The organism is Acidicapsa dinghuensis, from assembly GCF_025685685.1.
Taxonomy (GTDB): Bacteria; Acidobacteriota; Terriglobia; order Terriglobales; family Acidobacteriaceae; genus Acidicapsa; species Acidicapsa dinghuensis.
Genome location: NZ_JAGSYH010000004.1, coordinates 861,434 through 879,668 on the forward strand (window position 1 = coordinate 861,434; position 18,235 = coordinate 879,668).

At 53.5% G+C, this 18,235-nt stretch carries 14 protein-coding genes and 1 tRNA gene; 9 read left to right on the plus strand and 6 right to left on the minus strand.

Annotated features, from left to right (window positions below; translation table 11 throughout):
* Positions 1–41 precede the first annotated feature (41 nt).
* Positions 42–800, plus strand: a complete 759-nt coding sequence (locus tag OHL22_RS14505) for a DUF4397 domain-containing protein (RefSeq protein ID WP_263338698.1) — start codon at positions 42–44, stop codon at positions 798–800.
* A gap of 131 nt (positions 801–931) precedes the next feature.
* On the opposite strand, the gene OHL22_RS14510 is transcribed toward OHL22_RS14505, so the two are convergent.
* Entirely contained in the window at positions 932–1,216 is a 285-nt protein-coding gene (locus OHL22_RS14510; RefSeq protein ID WP_263338700.1) for a zinc-ribbon domain containing protein, read from the minus strand.
* Positions 1,217–1,597: 381 nt separating this feature from the next.
* Entirely contained in the window at positions 1,598–1,795 is a 198-nt protein-coding gene (gene rpsU, locus OHL22_RS14515) for a 30S ribosomal protein S21 (RefSeq protein ID WP_263338703.1), read from the minus strand.
* Between the two features lie 173 nt (positions 1,796–1,968).
* On the opposite strand from rpsU, the gene OHL22_RS14520 reads away from it, so the two are divergent.
* From OHL22_RS14520 to panD, 3 genes are all read left to right on the plus strand, one after another.
* Positions 1,969–3,144 carry an acyl-CoA dehydrogenase gene (locus OHL22_RS14520; protein ID WP_317890899.1) on the plus strand — a complete coding sequence of 392 codons (1,176 nt, stop codon included), beginning with the start codon at positions 1,969–1,971 and terminating at the stop codon, positions 3,142–3,144.
* Positions 3,145–3,276: 132 nt separating this feature from the next.
* Positions 3,277–3,353, plus strand: a tRNA-Pro gene (locus OHL22_RS14525).
* A gap of 308 nt (positions 3,354–3,661) precedes the next feature.
* Positions 3,662–4,015 (plus strand): aspartate 1-decarboxylase, encoded by a 354-nt coding sequence (gene panD / locus OHL22_RS14530; RefSeq protein ID WP_263338707.1) that lies wholly within the window; start codon positions 3,662–3,664, stop codon positions 4,013–4,015.
* A gap of 96 nt (positions 4,016–4,111) precedes the next feature.
* On the opposite strand, the gene OHL22_RS14535 is transcribed toward panD, so the two are convergent.
* A complete protein-coding gene (locus tag OHL22_RS14535; protein WP_263338710.1) occupies positions 4,112–4,546 on the minus strand; it encodes a hypothetical protein in 435 nt (144 codons plus the stop codon).
* A 271-nt stretch (positions 4,547–4,817) separates the two neighbouring features.
* Between OHL22_RS14535 and OHL22_RS14540 the strand changes: the two genes are divergently transcribed.
* Complete coding sequence (locus OHL22_RS14540) at positions 4,818–6,179, plus strand: protein kinase family protein (protein ID WP_263338712.1); 1,362 nt, start codon at positions 4,818–4,820, stop codon at positions 6,177–6,179.
* Between the two features lie 87 nt (positions 6,180–6,266).
* Here OHL22_RS14540 and OHL22_RS14545 read toward each other — a convergent pair whose 3' ends face one another.
* Positions 6,267–7,901, minus strand: a complete 1,635-nt coding sequence (locus OHL22_RS14545) for a M28 family peptidase (RefSeq protein ID WP_263338715.1) — start codon at positions 7,899–7,901, stop codon at positions 6,267–6,269.
* A gap of 234 nt (positions 7,902–8,135) precedes the next feature.
* On the opposite strand from OHL22_RS14545, the gene OHL22_RS14550 reads away from it, so the two are divergent.
* The 3 genes from OHL22_RS14550 to OHL22_RS14560 are packed head-to-tail and all read left to right on the plus strand — an operon-like array spanning position 8,136 to position 9,672.
* Positions 8,136–8,336, plus strand: coding sequence for a hypothetical protein (locus OHL22_RS14550; protein ID WP_263338718.1), 201 nt, complete (start codon positions 8,136–8,138; stop codon positions 8,334–8,336).
* Entirely contained in the window at positions 8,320–9,021 is a 702-nt protein-coding gene (locus OHL22_RS14555; protein WP_263338720.1) for a CoA transferase subunit A, read from the plus strand. The genes OHL22_RS14550 and OHL22_RS14555 overlap by 17 nt, the downstream gene beginning before the upstream one ends.
* The gene (locus tag OHL22_RS14560; RefSeq protein ID WP_263338723.1) at positions 9,022–9,672 is read left to right on the plus strand and encodes a CoA transferase subunit B; all 651 of its coding nucleotides are present in this window, start codon (positions 9,022–9,024) and stop codon (positions 9,670–9,672) included.
* Between the two features lie 73 nt (positions 9,673–9,745).
* On the opposite strand, the gene OHL22_RS14565 is transcribed toward OHL22_RS14560, so the two are convergent.
* Positions 9,746–13,798, minus strand: a complete 4,053-nt coding sequence (locus tag OHL22_RS14565; RefSeq protein WP_263338724.1) for a translocation/assembly module TamB domain-containing protein — start codon at positions 13,796–13,798, stop codon at positions 9,746–9,748.
* A gap of 28 nt (positions 13,799–13,826) precedes the next feature.
* Positions 13,827–16,703 (minus strand): outer membrane protein assembly factor, encoded by a 2,877-nt coding sequence (locus OHL22_RS14570; RefSeq protein WP_263338726.1) that lies wholly within the window; start codon positions 16,701–16,703, stop codon positions 13,827–13,829.
* Between the two features lie 319 nt (positions 16,704–17,022).
* Here OHL22_RS14570 and OHL22_RS14575 point away from each other — a divergent pair, with 319 nt between their 5' ends.
* Positions 17,023–18,078: a YihY/virulence factor BrkB family protein gene (locus OHL22_RS14575; RefSeq protein WP_263338729.1), complete on the plus strand. Its 1,056-nt coding sequence runs from the start codon at positions 17,023–17,025 to the stop codon at positions 18,076–18,078.
* The last annotated feature ends 157 nt before the right edge of the window (positions 18,079–18,235 follow it).

Genomic DNA, 18,235 nt, shown 5'->3' on the forward strand with positions numbered 1-18,235 from the left:
ATTTGGATTGGGTTGATGTAGCTGTTTTGGAGCGAGGCGAATTGCAAAGAGACGTTACCCGGCGCGGACTAAAAGGACGGCGAGGACTGCTCTGGCTTGGTGTGGTCTCGGTGGCTAGTCTCGCGGGTTCGCTTATGCTGGCCGGATGCCAGTCGGTAGCGGGAGGAACCTCTATTAGCCAATTGCGGATTCTAGATGCCTCATACAATGCACCTGCACTCAATGTGTACGTCGGTAGCACGCTGCTGGCGGGAAATCTGGGACAAGGCAGCATCACGGATTATGCGCAGCTCGCACCGACAAACAATGCGCTGATTAAAGTGACGGCGACCACTGCAACGACGATACTGGCTTCTGCCAATACTTCGCTTCGCGCCGGCACGAGCCAGTCGGTTCTTATTTCAGACTTGAATGCCGGCTATCAAGTAACGGTGCTGGAAGACCAAGCAACACCTGCTCCGACGGGGCATTCCGAGTTTCGAATGCTGAATCAGGCGCCTTCGACAGGGGCTGTGGATGTGTACTTTCTGCCGGGCACTTCCGATCAGGTGTATGCGACGGCAAAACCGGTCATTACCGGCTTACCTGTGGGAGCAACCTCTGGATATGTAACTATTCCATCGTCAACTCTATACATGGTGATTGCACCAACGGGAACGACACTTAAAAATAGCGTGACGACTATCTATTCGTCGGCTGCGTTTGCTTTGACCGGCGGCGAGGTACGCACAGTGCTGATCGTCGATCCGCAGTTGGCTACGGAGCCGGTGGTGGTATACGTCGCAGACGATGTGGATTGAAAAAGGCAAGAAATAAAGACCGGAGATCAGAAAAGCCTGCCAACTGGCAGGCTTTCTTGTCCGGAGCTTTGCGGCATGGAGAGACAAATCCTTTGCCAGATTCGGATGGGAATCGAGAGTTGCCGGATGAGTCAGGCAGGTGGGGTGGATTTTTTTTCGAAGCAGGCGCGGCAGAGAACCGGCCTGCCCTGACTCGGCCTAAAAGGAACCGTCGTTGGCTGACCACACTCGGCACAGGTGGTGCGGGTCTCAGGGCGGGCACGCACAGATTTAGTGGCCCGCTTTGCCTTGCAGGATTTGCAATGCTTGGGATCGTTGGTGAATTGCTTCAAGTGAAAAAAACGCTGTTCATCCGCGGTAAACACGAAGTCATTTCCGCAGACTACGCACTTCAGGATTCGATCTGAAAAGTCCATCTCCGGCACATTGATACCGGCGAATGTCAGGCCATGGAACAGTGTTGAGAACGAGGAAGGCCAGCCGCCGGAACCACCCTTGTGATTTCACAACTGGAGTCCTGGCCACACTCGATGCGGCGGCCGATGCATGGTCCACGACACACCCTGGTAGACCAATGGGAAAAGGCGCCTCGCCCCGGGAGATGGACGCGCATGTGGAGTGAAGGAGGGTCGGTTGAAGAGATCGAACGAGTGACTAACGGAACTGTCAGGACACATATCGTCTATGGTCCAGAAATTGTTCAGCTACCCGTCTGAAGGGTTTTCACCGACGGATGAAAATGCCCGGTCGATGTAAGATACATCGACCGGGCATAAGGCGTTCATAAAGATCGAGAGCTAATCCTGCTCTTTGCGTGCCTTTTTTCGGTTCCGCTTGCGCGCCAATGCCTCTTTCACGCGGCGTTTTTCGCCGGGCTTGAGGTAGTAGGAGTGACGCTTAACTTCCTTGATGATGTCTTCCTGCTGTACTTTGCGCTTAAAACGGCGGAGCGCATTCTCGAGCGGCTCGCCTTCTTGTACGCGAACTTCTGCCAATGGGTTTACACCTCCCAACCTGCCGTGTGGCTCATTACAGAATACGGTAAATTGGAGATTTATGCGAGAGGGCAGCGAGTGATTGGCAGCGAACAGTGGTTGGTGGTCCGTCGCTGGTGGTAGGCTGAATTGTTTTCCGTGATTTTTGGGGATTTGCGATGGAGGTAGTTCCCTTGCCTGTTTTTGGTGCTATGGATGCGCGATCGCTGTCGGTGACAGAGTTGGCTGAAGAAGAGCGGCTACTGCAGGCGAACGTACGACGATTTGCGGCAGAGGTAATAGGTCCACAGGTGCGAGCGATGGACGAAGCCGAAGCGTATGCACCGGGGCTGTTAAGCAAACTGGCAGAGTTGGGATTGCTGGGAATTGAGGTTCCGGAGGAGCTGGGCGGAGCCGGCGGGAGCTTCTTTGAGGCGATTCTTGCGGTCGAGGCGCTCTCGGAGATGGATGCTTCCGTCGGGCTGGTGGTGGATATTCAAAACACCTTATGCGTCAATGCATTGCTGCGATGGGGAACAGAGGAGCAGAAGCGGCGGTGGCTGCCGAGGTTGGCTGGGGGGACGGTGTGTTCCTACGCGCTGAGCGAGGCGGAGTCCGGGTCGGATGCGTTTGCGATGAAAACGCGCGCGAGGAAGACGGAAGTGGGCTACCGCCTGGACGGACGGAAGATGTGGATCAGCAACGCCCGCGAAGCAGGGCTGTTTCTGGCATTTGCGAATCTGGATCCTGATGCGGGGTATCGGGGGATTACAGCGTTTGTGGTTGAAGCGGGCACTCCGGGCCTGACGGTTGGCAAGAAGGAGCAGAAGCTGGGGATTCGGGCTTCGAGTACCTGTGAGGTGCTCTTTGATGGATGCGAGATTCCGGCCGATCACCTGCTGGGCGAGGAAGGCAAGGGATACAAGATTGCAATTGAGGTGCTGAACGAAGGGCGCATCGGCATTGGCGCGCAGATGCTCGGGCTGGCGCAGGGCGCGTGGAACCACGCGACGAAGTATGCAAAGGAGCGAAAACAGTTTGGGAAGGCAATTGCAGAATTCCAGGCGGTGCGGTTTTCGCTGGCGCAGATGGCTACGGAGATTGAAGCTGCACGGCTGATGGTCTATAACGCTGCACGGCGGAAGGATGCGGGGTTGCCGTTTGTCACCGAGGCAGCTATGACGAAGCTGTTTGTTTCTCAAGTGGCCGAGCGGGTAGCGAGTCAGTGCGTCGAGATCTTCGGCGGAAATGGATATGTGCGGGATTATCCAGCGGAGAAGTATTACCGCGATGCGAAGGTCGGGAAAATCTACGAAGGAACGTCGAATATGCAGCTGATGACGATTGGGAAGCTGGTGCTTGGCGAATAAGGCTAGTGGGCCAGGTAACGCGTTGGGGCGGTCCGGCGATTGGCTGGGGATTCTGGTACACTCGTAAAAGCGCATCCAGCTGCCGTATTCACCAGGCGAAAGCAGAGATGGATGTCGCGATCCACGCGTGTTCGGGGAGTGGCTCAGCCTGGTAGAGCACCTGGTTCGGGACCAGGGGGTCGGAGGTTCGAATCCTCTCTCCCCGACCATTCTTCGCACAAATCCTGATTTGGTCAGCCAGTTTTACGGGACGGCATGTGAGTTATGGCATGCGTGACTACGCATGGGTTGAAATCGTGAGTGAACCTGAACCGGTTTTACTCGGTTGCTATGGTAGGGCTGCGAGTCGTGGATTCTGTCCTCTTTTCCAGATGCGCCGCCACATGCTTCAGCGTTCTCGCATGAGAAAGCTGAAAGCATCAAGGGATTGTTTTTCTGGGACGCAAACGCTTGCCTGCATGCGGGATGGAGCGACAACGTTCTATGCGAGACTGGGAGTTGAGGTAGCGGTTTCTCGATGTTAATTAAGCTCATGAAGACGAAGTTGCACCGTGCCACGGTCACTCAGTCGGATCTTAACTACGAAGGAAGCATTGGCATCGATGCGACTCTTCTTGAAGCCAGCGGAATTCTTCCTTTTGAAGCAGTTCACGTGTGGAACCTGAACAATGGCGCTCGCTTTGAGACATACGCCATCGAGTTAGAACGTGGCTCGGCGGAGATTTGTGTCAATGGTGCCGCAGCGCGCCTAGTGCAGACAGGCGACCGGATCATTGTGGCCAGCTTCTGCTGGATGGAAGAAGGCCAGGCTCGCGATTTCAAGCCTGGGATCGTTCTGCTGGATGAACAGAATCGGATTCTTCCGGATTAGACGCTCAGGCCCGAGTGAGATAGCGATTGCACTGGAACAATGAGCTTTTGCAGTGGCCGTGATGGCTTCGTAGAGTGGAAGGGTTGGTAAGAGGGTCTACTTTTTCGAAGAATCGGCAGGTACGGGGCACGGAGTTATGTCAAAGAACAGCTGTTCGAGGGCCTTCTTGCGGAATTGCCATTGCTCCAATTCTGTACCGTCGTCGAGTTTGAGAACGCATCGCCACTGATCGTTGAGGCTTACGCAGGCCTGCCAATCTCTCTCGACGCCATCGAGGTGCACCTTGACCGCGTTTCCGTCGAGCGTGAGAAGTACCCTGCGGCGAGGTGTCAGGTGAGGTTTGCCTACGCCTATGGTTGTGCCCTCGGGATTGACCTCAACAACGAAGGATTCACGCAGAGGAAATTGTCCGATGGAATTCATCCGCTGGACGTCACTTTCGATTCCCTCGCAAAGCTCACGAAAGACCTTCTGTGCGTTGCATTGGGCCTGCTTCGTGACCCAGTCGATTTGTTGCGGAGTAGTCGACATTGAGGCCAGTATAGGGATCGTTGACGGTAGAAGATGTTCCAACGGGAACAATCAGAGAAATACCGAGTGATGCGAAGCCGCTTCCGATTGCAACGTTTGTGAAAGGCACACAGGTGGTAAATATCTTCGCGTTTGACTTGGCCGCAATGGATGATAATTATGTGTGGCGGTTAAAGATGCGTGCCCGTCGATCGTGTGCGCGACGCCCCTACTGCTCGATTTGCCGACCGGCATTCTGTCTTGGTTCCATCCCCTAAAACAGGAAGTACCTATGGAACTATGGACGGACTACGAAGGCATCACGATCGATGGCGCATTCCCACTGAACAAATTGTTGCTGCCCGAGGGTCGAAGCGCGTTCTTCTCAACCTTCATCGACAAAGATGACGCGAGACTAATTCGGCTTATCGCCTGCCACTTCGACGAAGATGAGATTCTTGCGCGCTGGCGAGGTGTGGAAGCTTGGGGGCATCCCAATTTTGTCAGGTTGGAGCGAAGCGGTCAGTTAACACTGGACAATGTCACGGTGATTTATGCCGTACTTGAGCGGGTAGAGGCGAATCTGGCGCAGGTGCTGGCCGAACGGCGATTGACTGTCACGGAGACGACAGAGTTGGCGGTTAGCGTTGCCTCTGCTCTCGAAACGCTGCATACGCATGGTTTCGTTCACGAGCATATTGCTCCTGAGAATGTGTTTGCTGTGGGGGAGACTGTCAAGGTGCGGAGCGACTGCATTCGGGAGGCTCCAGAGGGTGAGAGTGGAGTGGAAGCGAAGCAGCGGGATGTGCATGATCTGGCAGTGCTGCTGCTCGATGCTTTGACGCAGACGAGAACACTGGAGCTGGCTGTCACCAGACGTCCTCTTCCCGCGCCTTTCGATCGAATCGTGCCGAATGCCATGAATGGGGCGTGGGGTATTCGCGAGATCGTGAAGGCATTACAAGGCGAGGGCGAGCAACCCACGGCTGCCTCGGTAAATAGCGTATCCTCGAAGACTTCCGTGGATAGGTCAGTTGCAGTGCCTGCGGTAAAGCCCGTTTCGGAAGCAGCACAGGCAATGCCCAACGCAAAACAGATGCCTGTGGCTACGGCAGCCGAGCGGCCTCCTTTGCGTATCGAGCAATTGTTAGACGGCGTCACACAGGAAGCAAAAGCAAAATGGATCGGCGCCCTAGCGTTCGCGGTAGTTGTATTCGTTATCACGCTGTGGTTAGGGTGGCATTTCCTTCACGCGAAAAATGCCGATCAGGCAGATGCTGTGCGAGCGGCGTCTGTTCCCCCAGCAACAGTGGCCGCAGATGCGACTAACCAAGCTAAATCTCCAGCCGGCGTGATGACTTCCGGATCGGCGACTGTTTCTTCGGCAGCTCGCAATAATGTGGGAGACCGCGCGCAGTGGCGGGTGATCGCGTATACATACTACCGCCAGGACCAAGCACAGAAGAAGGCGCAGAGTATTGCGCAAGCGCATCCCGAGCTGCGGCCGGAGGTATTTACGCCGACTCACCGTGCGCCTTATCTGGTGACGATTGGCGGGGTGATGAGCAGGGATCAGGCGTACGCGTTCGCGCGGCAGTCACGCAATGCGGGGTTGCCGCACGATACTTATGCGCAGAACTACAGTGCGAAGTGAGATGGAGATCATCCAAACCAGCTGGCGAACACGTAACAAGGGCGAGGCTTTCGGCCTCGCCCTTGTTGCTATTATCGCTCCAGCATACTATTTCGCCGTAGGTTCTGGGGTTTCGATGCGGGGAAGCATATCAGGACGTGTGGCGGCGTTGTAGGCGAACCAGGCTTCAATCATGGCTCCTTGCATAACGTCGCCTTTCTGCACGCGGTCGTAGAGGTCCATGTTTGAGTGGTGGGTGCGAGAGCCGTACTCGAGGGGATCCTGCATGAAGCCGATACCGTCGAGACCGATCCAGGAGAAGCTGGTGGAGTCGGTACCGCCCGGCTGTCTAGTGGGGCCTGAGCTGAGACCGACAACGGCGTCCAGTCCCAAGTCTTTAATGGGATTGATCCATGACTGGAAGATGGCCGCGAGCTCAGCGTTGCCGAGCGCGGAGACTGCGCGGAATTTTCCGGAGCCGGAGTCGTCGTTGAAGTAGACGTCGAGCTTGTCGTACTCGGGGGTTTTCTTCATGGTGTCACGTGGGGCGAAGTGCTGCTGCACATAGGCAAGTGAGCCGTAGAGGCCTTCTTCTTCGCCACCCCAGAGAGCTACGCGGACAGTGCGGGCCATGGGTTTGTGGAGCGTGGCGAGGATACGTACAGCTTCCATGGCGACGGCTGAGCCGGTGCCATTGTCTGTGGCGCCGGTACCGCCCTGCCAGCTATCGAAGTGGCCGCCGACCATGACGACTTCGTCGGACTTGGTGGTTCCTGGGATTTCGCCGACGACATTGAAGCCCATCTGGTCATCTTTTTGATATTCGGTCTGGATGTCGAAGGTGAGCTTGGGTGTGATGCCATGTTCAAGCAGGCGGCAGATACGGTTGTACTGCTCGGGCGTGATGGCTGCCATGGGAGGACCAACGGGATCCTTGGGATCTTGCGAGCCTCCATAGGAAGCGAAGATGGTGCCACCGTCGCCGTTATAGCCAGGTGTGAGGGCTACGGCCGCACCCTCTTCCTTGAGGAAAGCATTGACCTGGTTGCGCAGGATGCGTCCGCTGGGTGCTGCAGTGGACAACGACTGCGGGGTATATTCGCCGGGACGCGGCGCAGGTGCATTGGAGCGCATCGGCGGACCGAAGCCGTTGTGCGACGGATCGGGAGTCTTGGTACGTTCTTCTACTTCCGCATCGGTGAGACGACGGGCTTCGGGCTCGGTATGGAGAGATAGCTCGCGAGGATCGAAGATGAGGACAATCTTGCCCTTAAGCTTACCTTTATATTTGGCGAAGTCAGCTTCGGAATGGAGCGGGGCGAGCACAGCTTCAGCAGTGATGGGACCGTCGGTGCTGGGGGTCCAGGCGAGCGGAAAACCGATGAGCGAGGCGTAGGCTGGGGTTTCAAGTGCGCCGTAGAACTTCTTGATCTGCCAGCCATAACCGAAGGGTCCCCACTGCTCCAGATGCACATTCTGCAGACCCCACTCTTTCATCTGCTTCATGGCCCATTCAGCGGCAGCGCGATGATTACGGCTGTTGTTCACACGCGGGCCGTAGACCTCAGAGATGTAAAAGAGATTTTCCATGACCTGTGAGTGCTCGAAGGCTTCGCTCTTGATTTGGGTTAGTGCGTTGAGATCGACTTTGTCGCCATCTTGTTGCTGTCCAGGCGCACCAGAGGCCAATAACAGAGCCACGGTGCACGCCGCGGAGGCCAGTTTGATGTGATGCAGGTTCACGATGATTCTCCCTTTCAAAATGAGGTGTGGTTCCTGATGAGTTGCAAAAGAAGAGAGACCTGGCCTGATCGTGCGTTTGGCAGGGAATGTGACAGACTCTGTAAATTTCGAGATGGGTAAAAGCTATTGAATTTGCGTGGATAATGCAACAAAAAGTGACATCGAGCGATGATTAGAAGGTTGCGGGTTGGAAAATCTGCGGACTGATCTGACAATTCCCCGCCAAGAAGCGCTGTGCTGGACTATCCGGTGCTCGCCCTACAGCTTTTGGTTGATGCCGTAGTTGCTACCAACTGCACAGAGACGATTAGCGAAGCCTCACGGATGAGCGATATACTCGCGGGGCGGTCAGATGGGGTGGATTTGACGCGATACATTTGTGTCGTCGCAACGGAGCAGCCAGTGACGGAGATGAGCGATGAAGCAGGTCTATAGCGATGCACACGAAGCGCTTGTCGGCTTGGTAGAAGATGGCATGACGATCGCTGTGGGGGGATTTGGGCTATGCGGGATTCCGGAACAGTTGATACTAGCACTGCGAGATACCGGCAAGAAAAACCTTACGGCCGTGAGCAATAACGCAGGCGTGGATGGCTGGGGCTTGGGACTACTGCTGCAAACCAGACAGATTCGCAAGATGATTGCTAGCTACGTAGGTGAGAATGCAGAGTTTGAGCGACAGTATCTCGCGGGCGAGCTGGATCTGGAGTTTTGCCCGCAAGGAACGCTGGCGGAGCGGATGCGCGCAGGGGGAGCGGGAATTCCGGCGTTTTATACGCGCAGCGGTGTCGGCACTCTGGTGGCGAAAGATAAGGAGCATCGCGAGTTTGATGGAAAGACGTACATCATGGAGCGATGGATTCGTGCAGATATATCGCTGGTAAAGGCATGGAAGGCGGATACAGCCGGCAATCTCGTCTATCGAAAGACAGCGAGGAATTTCAATCCGATGGTTGCAGCGTGCGGACGCGTGACGATTGCAGAGGTGGAAGAAGTGGTAACAGCCGGAAAGATTGATCCAGATCACGTGCATACACCGGGGATTTATGTGGACGGGCTCGTGTTGACGCCACGTTCTGAAAAACGGATTGAACATCGAGTGACGCGAGGAGCGGCATAGATGGCGTGGACGCGCAAAGAAATGGCACAACGCGCGGCAAAAGAACTGCGCGATGGATTCTACGTGAACCTGGGCATCGGCATGCCCACGATGGTTGCGGGATGCATTCCAGCGGGAATGGAAGTGACGCTGCAATCGGAGAATGGGTTGCTGGGAATCGGCGACTTTCCTACCGACGACGAGATAGACGCGGACCTGATCAATGCGGGAAAGCAAACAGTAACGGCGACTAAGGGAGCGAGCTTTTTTTCAAGCGCTGACTCGTTTGCAATGATTCGTGGCGGACATATCGATCTTGCGATCCTGGGGGCTATGCAGGTTTCTGAACAGGGCGATCTTGCGAATTGGATGATTCCGGGGCAGATGGTGAAGGGCATGGGTGGCGCGATGGACCTGGTCGCGGGCGTAAAGCGCGTCATCGTGATGATGGAACACACCGCGAAAAACGGGGCGGCGAAGGTTCTGAAACAATGCACGCTTCCATTAACTGGAGCGGAAGTAGTGGACAGGATCATCACAGATCTCTGTGTACTGGATGTAACGCAACAGGGCCTGTCGCTGGTGGAACTTGCAGAACCGGGAACATTAGAAATGGTGCGTAGCCGGACTGAGGCTCCGATTTTGATACCAGGAGATTTCACTGCTCAGTAAAGCACGGTATCAAAGATGAACTGGCCGCTGAGGTTTCAACATAACCTCTGACAACTGGATAACGTTGAGACTGCTACCAGGATTTCTTAATCAGCGCGTCGAAGGCAACGCCTCCATTTTGATCGCGTGTAGCGCTGAGAGCTACCCGGCGATTGAGCTGATACTGGCCTTGAATGGTTTGATTTTGGGTTGACGCGACATTAGTGGAAAAGGTGACGAAGAGATTGCCTGTGACCCGTTGTTGAATCGTGACAGTTGCATCAGCAGTACTTGATGAGTTTCCAGCGTTGAGAATTGGGTTTATCGAAAGCTGCGAGATGCCCGCAATCTTGGCGACGCGGCTCGTAATCTGACTGCTGACCTGTGAAGCAATCAAGGACTCAGCGGCTTGATTGGCAGGCGTGGATGCGTTGGCAGAATTTGCTTCAGTGGTTTGACCGAAAGCAAGAAGGTTGATGATGTCAGCAGACGGGAGCGCGGGATCGGAATTGTATTCGGTTCGTAACTGATCCGATGGGCCGTTGAAGCGGAGATAGATGTCGTATTGCTGGATGGTGGTCTTGAGCGAAACATTCAGTACTGGCTGCGTCTCCGAGGGATTGACGAATTCTATTGTTCCTCCGTTGAGAACGAAGCGATCCCCGTTGAGGATGACATCTCCATTATTGAGATTGACTCGCCCGAGAATGACCGGATTTGATGCTGTACCACGCACCTGAAGATTGGCATTGCCGTTGACGCTGAGAGTGCGACTGACGAGATCGATGTCATTGCTGGAGCGAAGGGAGAGATTGAGCTGGAGATTCTGACTGAAGCCGGGAGTGGGAGGAGTGGCGACACCTCCAGAGAACTGAGCGATGAAAGAGCTGAGATCAAATGCAGGAGTGAAAGAAAGATCAGAGAGATTGATCGATCCGCTTAGAATGGCTGATTCCGGTGAACCAGAAAGGCGCACATTGGCATTGGCAGTTTCGCGCATGGCTTGCGGATATAACATGCGAATGCCACGGCCATTTAATCCGAGATCGAATTGAAGGCGCGGCCTAAGCGCGATGCCACCTTGCGCTGTCACAGTGCCTCCGCCGACGGTTCCCTCAAACTTATTGATATTGAGGCGATTCGGCGTGAGAGTGATGGTTCCATTGCCATGCTGAAGACCTACCGGAAGATCGACGGATGAAAGAGCTGCATTGACGACTTCAACCTGGCCACCGAAGCTAGAGCCATTAGCAGCCCCGGTAGAGTTGACGTTAAATTTGAGCTCACCGGAACTACGTAGATCGGGGTCGAAAAGCTGGATGAGTTGCAGATTGACTGTTCCCTGCAACATGACAGCGATCTGAGCCGACGATGGAGCTAGGCCGTTGATTGGAATAGAACCTTGAAGCTGGAGATCTGTATCTGTGCCACGAATGGACGTGCGTTGAACGTTGACGACACCATCTTTGTAGTCCACATGAATAGGACTTGTCGCGGCGATCTGGACGGTCTTGGCGTAGTTGGCATTTAAAACAGGGATGGTCACGTGTGCTTCGAGCTGGCTTCGATTCTTGAGCGGGCCGTGCAGAGTAGCATGGAGCTCTGTCTGGCCTGTGATGTCAGCAGCCTCTTCCGGAGCGTATGCGGCTAGTAGTGGCGCAAAGGGTATGGCCTGCGTATCAATGGAGGCATCTGCTGGATAGTCTCCCGTCAGCTCAACACGGGCCTTTGCTTGAATCTTCGTACTAATCGCCGAGGATGCAAGCGTGGCATTGGCGATGTGATTTGCGAGACTAGCGTTGAGAGTGATGCCAGAGATGGTTTCGTGTTGTACGACCAACTTGGGTATTTCAATATTTGCATCAACGGCGGGATTATTGTAAGTTCCCTGCCCCTTGGCATGAAGAGTAACTTGACCTGTGGCTTCCAGATTTCGAGCTTTTAAGATCTGGACTTTGCTGAGATCAACCTTATCGGCCGCGAGCTGCGCACTATACGTTCGGTCAGCAGGGCGCGTGCTAACTGAACCGTGAATGGTTCCCGCAGCAAGCTGGATGTCGAGGCTGGCTTGCGCTTCTTCTCCAGTTCCGGAGAAATCAACCTTCAACGAATCGACAGGCTGATCGTAGGCGGTTAGATGGGTAATGGACAGGTTGCCGTTGCCGACTGGATGCAATTCAGAGCCATGCAATTTGACGGCTGCATTGAGTGTGCCAGTAACGGGAATGGCCTTTCCGGTGAGCTTTTCAAAGTCTGCGATGTTGAGTTGGGCAGCATTGAGATCGATCTGTACGGGGCTGGTCTTTTCAAAGGACCATTTGTTGAGACCCGCACTGGCTGAGAGCGTGATGCGACCGCGGAGGGCTGGCTGCAGATCGGCATTCTGGATCACAACATTGGATGGATCGGCAGCAAAATTGGTATGGATGAGTCTCCATTCGCTGCCGGCGATGTGCAGATTCGTTGAAGTGAACTCTCCTGTGATGTGCGGCGCGGAAATTATACCATCAATGGAACCGTGGACAGAGGCCACACCTGAGAGGCCAAGCGATGGATTTGGTTGGCCAGAAGACTGTGTACGAAAGAGATTTGCGATCGACTCGATTTCAGCGAGATCTTGAGCCTGAACATCAAAACTTAAGCTGGAATGCTTGCTGATGGTTCCATTGAGTGTGATGTTTGTCTGAGGCGTGCGCACGTAGCTATTACTGACCGCGAGCTGCTTATCGTCATTGCGATAAACGGCGTGAACGACACCGTCGATGGGAACAGTGGGTTGCGCACCCGAGGCCGCATTGTTAGCAGCAGCCGCACTGGCGGAATGTGCTTTTTGCACCTGGCCATCGAGTGTAACGTCTGCATGAGCGATAAGACTGCTAACGCTGTTAACCCACTCGGCGGTGAATTTTGAGTTAACATATCCACTGACAGCGACATTCTGGACAGAGGTCGGCCGGCCGGCGATATTTTCCAGCCGAGCAAGAGAGACTCCGCGAAGATTAGCGCTGAAGTTGGCGTGTTGGGAACCGACTAGATTTGTCAGGCTTCCAGAGCTAGTCAGGTAGCCGCCCAGAATGTTGAAGTGAAGATCGTTGAGTGTCGCATTACCACTCGCAAGGCTGTAATGTGCTACAAGATTGCTGGCCTGTGTGCGTAGTGATGCAGTCTTAACTACAAGAGCCTTGCTGTCCAGCTCTCCGTTTAAACCTATGGACTCGATGAGACTATGCGAAGGATTTTGCTGATACTGAAAATCTCCGGATGCGTGCACCTCACCTGAGGGAATGGAAGACAGCTTGAGTAGCTGCGCCCATTGATTACCGATAGTGACGAGGTCGTAATGCGCCTGAACGTTGGGCTGCGAGTAGTTCTGCATGGACGCCTGAAGAGTCAGGCGCGATTGGCCAGATTGAAGCTCCGCGTGCATGAGATGAAATGCAGTGCGGGTAGCATCGAATTCAGCGGCTAGGCTGTGAGGTATGGGGCGATATGCGCCCGAAATCACGTGCCCGTCCTGGTAGGAAAGCTTACCGGAATATTTCTGGAGCAGGCTATTAAACGAGGCTTCAAAAGCAAGATTATGAAGATCAGCAGAGAGATCGCTACGATGATCGTTGTAGTAGACCTCGCCGCGATCGAGAATCGCATGCCGAATACCCAGGTCGAAGACACTGGTATTACTTGAGCTGGAGCTGCTCTTTTGAAATGTCGGGAGGTTAGAACGCCCTTGCTTGTCTACATAGAGGTGCACAATGGGGCGGTCGACGCGAATACTGTTGAGATACCAGGTACGCTGGAGGAATGAGACGATGCGCACGCCGGCTTCTGCATGATCTACCTGAAGCAGTGCTGGATTTGCGTAGGGAGCGGCGCCTTCGACCGTGAGGCCATAAAGATCTAGATCAAGGTGGCTTAGATTGACGGCGAAGTTCTGGAGGCGAACAGGAACGCCAAGCGCTTCCGTGGCCTTTTGTTGCGCAGTGCGAAGCATATAGTTGTGGAAGCGTTCGCTGTGAAGTAGGATCGAGAGCGTTACGCCAACAATGAGAATGAGTAAGAGAATGGACGCTCCAGCCCATATCGCAACCTTGAGCCAGAAAGAGCGCTTTTTCTTGTTCGCATGAATGTTGGGCTTTTCGTCTGACATGTTTGCCCTCGCTTATTCTGGACTATTCCTAAAATGCTTGCCCTATGCTGACGAAGTATTGCGTTGAGTTGATACCCTGCACAGGATTAAGATTGTGCCCGATATCGACGCGAACAGGGCCTACGGGCGTGTTGTAACGGAGACCGAGCCCGACGTTATTTGAGTAAAGAGACGTGAAGTTATGGAAGCCAACGTTAGGGAAGACGTTGCCGCCGTCGTAAAAGACAACCAAGCCAAGGCCTTTCTTGAATGGCAGCGGAATGCGAGCCTCAGAATTGACGAGCAGCAGTTCATTACCTCCGCTTGGAACATTGATGAACTGATTGCAGCCAGGCTGTCCGTTTGGACAGACTTCAACGGACCGCTGAGGTCCAGCGCCATCCAATGGATAGCCTCGTAGAGTATTACCGCCGCCAGTGAAAAACGCCTCACTAAGTGGCACACGGCTATTGGAGTAAGGCTGCGCTAGGCCAATACGAAGACTATTAGCAAAGACGATTTTGCGCACGGAACTCTTGTAATAGGCGGCCTGAGCGGTGAGCTTGGCGAAATCGACACTGGAGCCTAGATGCGTATCGTTCACATCGATCTCAACGGTATCGAGCATCCCTTTGTGGGCATCAAGCGGGTTGTCGCGCGTGTCTCTAGTGAAATTTGCCGCAAGTGTAGAAAGGCGTACGTTGCGATCCTGAGGCAGAACCAGATCTTGGATGAGGACGCGGGTGAGATTGGTTTTGGAAAAACTATAACGAAAGAACACGGTATCAGCCTTGGCGTGATCGATGGTGCGCTGCACCTGATAACTGCCGAGCTCCTGTTGCGACGAGTAGATTGGATTCTCTTCGTTCTTCTCGTAAGAGATAGAGAATGTCGACCGCCACTTCGACCAGAAGAAATTTGGGTCGATGTAGTACATGGCGCCCCGCTGGTCGAGACGGCCGGCGAAAGCTGTAAAGGAGAACGACTCGCCTTTACCGCGCATGTTATTACGCGTGTATTGGAATGAACCGCGCGGTCCATAGAAAGTCTGCTGGCTGGTCTGAAAGTTGGATGGCAGGCCAACAGGTGGCAGACCGGGAACGGAAACGGTACCACTTGGGATGCTGCCGCCCCGATTGATGACTTCGAAGCCCAGGCCGTAGGTGATCTGGTTGAGTTGCGCTTCGTGAACTTTGACGACCGCGTCTTCTTTGGTCTGTGTAGTGATGGAGCGCTTAGGATCGACCTCGGCCCAATCGAAGATGCCGGTGTGGTTATAAAGTCTGCTCTCGGCCGTGAGAAGAGCACTCTCGGTCATAGGCGCATCAGCGTGAAGAGTGTTTACATCTTCATCGATGAGACGTTGTTGGGTGTGCGAGCGACCTAGAGTTTCGATGGCGCCCGTATAGACACGTGGACCTTCGTAGATATGATAAACAACATCGATGTGATGGCGATCATTTTTTGATGCAACCGTGGCGGTTTGGCGAAAACTCGATGTGAGATAGCCAGCCTGAAGATAGTGTGCGATGATGCTGGCGCGATCCGACTCGACGAGCGATTGTGAGTAGGGTTTACCTTCAGCGAGCTTGAGACCGTCGGGAGCGAAATCCTTTCGCGGGAAGGTATCGGCGCCATCGATCGTGAGCGATCGGACAATGTCGCGCTGCCCCTCGGTTATGTGAAAAGAGACTGTGATGTCGCCCCCATCATTCTTGACTTTGGAGACGACGGCAACATCACTGAATCCCTCAGATTGATAGAGAGCCTTGATGTTCTTGACACTGTCTCGCACCAACTTTTCACTGTATTTTCCATGGGAAAGAAAGTGTGACTCTTGAAGAGGGACATGGGATCTAAGCTCGTCTTCTGCAATATTTTTATTTCCGATAAATTGCACATCCGGGACCCGGTGTTTCTTCTCTTTATTTATGGTGTAGACGACCGTATCCCGCTGTGTGCCAGCATTCGATTGCACGCCGACGGCAGCGTTAAAGTAGCCCTTTGATTGGAAGTAGGAAAGCAGTGCCTGGCGGCCTTCTTCGATAGATTCGTCATCAACTGGGATGCCTTGATACATGGGGAGCAGATTCTTGCGTGTCCAACTGAAGAGATGAGCGCCTTTGATTTCAACATCGATTACAGGGCCGGTTTTAACTATGAAATGAATGTCGGCGCGATTCGTACTGGCGTGATATTCAGCGCCTGAAAGCTTGACATCAGCAGCTAAATTACCCTGTTTTGCAAGTCTTTTCTCAAGGTAATTGTTGGCGTGATTTATTGTGGAATGATTGTATCTTTTGCCAGGGCGTATAGCAGCGCCGTGCAGCCGCGCCCAGAAGGTCTGAAGATCGTGGTTTAATTTGGCGGAATCCTCTGGCGTAGCGCCTGCGATAACGATACTGCCGAACTCAGCACGATGTTTGAGATCGACGTGAAAGACAATGTTGGCTACATCATGGTCAGCATCAAATTTGACTTCTGGATCAACGGTGGCCTGGAAGTAACCTTCCTGACGGAAAAAGCGCAGAAGACTCTGCTGCTCGCGTTTGACATCTTCAGCGTTGTAGGGTGCCTGAGCCTCATAGTTGGAAACCTGTACGAGACGCGAGTAAGCAAAATTCTGCGCTCCGGGAAACTCAAACAGCCCGATGTACACAGCAGGCTCAAGAACAAAAATGACACGGACGCCGCTGGCATCTGGAGTGAGTTGGAGTTGAACCTCTTTGTATTTACCTGATGTTTTGACGGCCTGGAGAGACTGCTGCACCTTGTCAGCGGAAAAAGATTCACCGGCGTGCTGGGTAATGAGCGGAGCGATCTGTGAAAACTGAAGGTCAGGGCGACCAGCGATTTCGACCCGAGTGACTGTTTGACCTTCGTATGAGGATAGAGTGTCTTCGGTGAACGGCGCTGTCTTTGGCATCTGCGCATCAGCAGACTGACTGGTCTGCGTCCAGGCTGGAACAGTCGGTAACACAGAAAAAAGAAAAGCCACAAAAAAAACGATGATGTTTGCTCTCCGCACATCGTTGCGGAAGAGACAGGAATCCGCCGATTCCTCGGCAGAGGAACCTGATGAGCCTGCGCGCAACATCATCTGAATTTCGATGCACGTTAGAGTCGTGTGGTTTGTTGTGCAGGTCTGAGTGAGAGGATTGATCTGATGTTGAACTTGCATTGGGTGTCGTTCAGAGAATTCGTTGCTTCAATAGAGCATCTGCCTCTTGCCAGAATCGAGACAGATGCATCGAATCAGAAAAAATGTACACATAGATAAGGATGCCGCAAATTATGCTCATCCAATTGGATTGTCAGACTTGATAAGAAGCGGATTTCGATTCGTTCAGATCAATGTTACTGGTTTTGAGGTGGGAGGCTTGATTTGGCGCTCAACATTACGATCTGCGTGGAACCTGCAACAGGTACCATTGGTTACCATCGTACAGGGGACGTGGAGGTCTATTCTAGCCGATCGTTTGTTCGATAGAGCCGCCGAGCTAGGATTCTATTTTCTCTTTGCGCTATTTCCTGCCCTGTTTTGCGCGAGTTCGATTCTTGGTCTGGCGGCGCGTTCAGTGAGCCAATTTTATGACCATTTGCTGCAGTACCTTGCACTGGTGATTCCGACCTCGGCGCTGGGCATGGTAGTGAATACGTTTAATGAGACGACGGCAAGAGCTAGTTCAGGAAAAATCACATTTGGATTGGTAGTTGCTGTATGGTCCGCCTCGGTTGGAGTATCGGCAATTCAGGACGCGCTAAACGGCGTGTTCAAGATTCAAGAATCGAGGTCGTATGTAATGGCGCGGATGCAGGCGATTATACTCACGATTACGCTCGTTGCCATTTTCACGGTTGCCTTGAGCTCAATGCTTGTAGGAGATTTCTTCGCGGCGCGCAGTTATGGAAGAATTCACGCCCCTTGGGTGGCACAAATTGTCGCAGTTGCGAGCCGGACGCTTGGCTGGCTGCTGGCAGCAATTCTGCTGACACTATTCTTTGCGGTGATCTACTACTGGGCTCCGGACTGGAAAAAGAAGAGGCGATGGCAGTGGCTAACGCCTGGCGGACTGTTTGGAATCGCCGGATGGCTTCTGGCTTCACTGGGACTGCGTGTTTATCTGCATTTTTTCAATTCGTACTCACTCACCTACGGATCGCTGGGCGCGGTAATCATCTTGCTGACATGGTTTTATATCTCCGGGCTGATGTTACTGGTAGGCGCCGAGATCAATCGAGAGATTAAGGATTCAGCATTGAGAGCAAGTACTGCCACAGGATTAGAACCGGTGTTGTGAGGCGTGGAACCCTGTCCGCTGCATGACTTCGTGCCGGCCTTCTGCGGACTTCCCTACGATAAGCTGAACGCTTTTAATACAATTTAAAGGTTAATAACAATGTTTACTTAATATTTGTAAGAGATTACGATATTTTTCCGTAAATAGAAAGATGAGC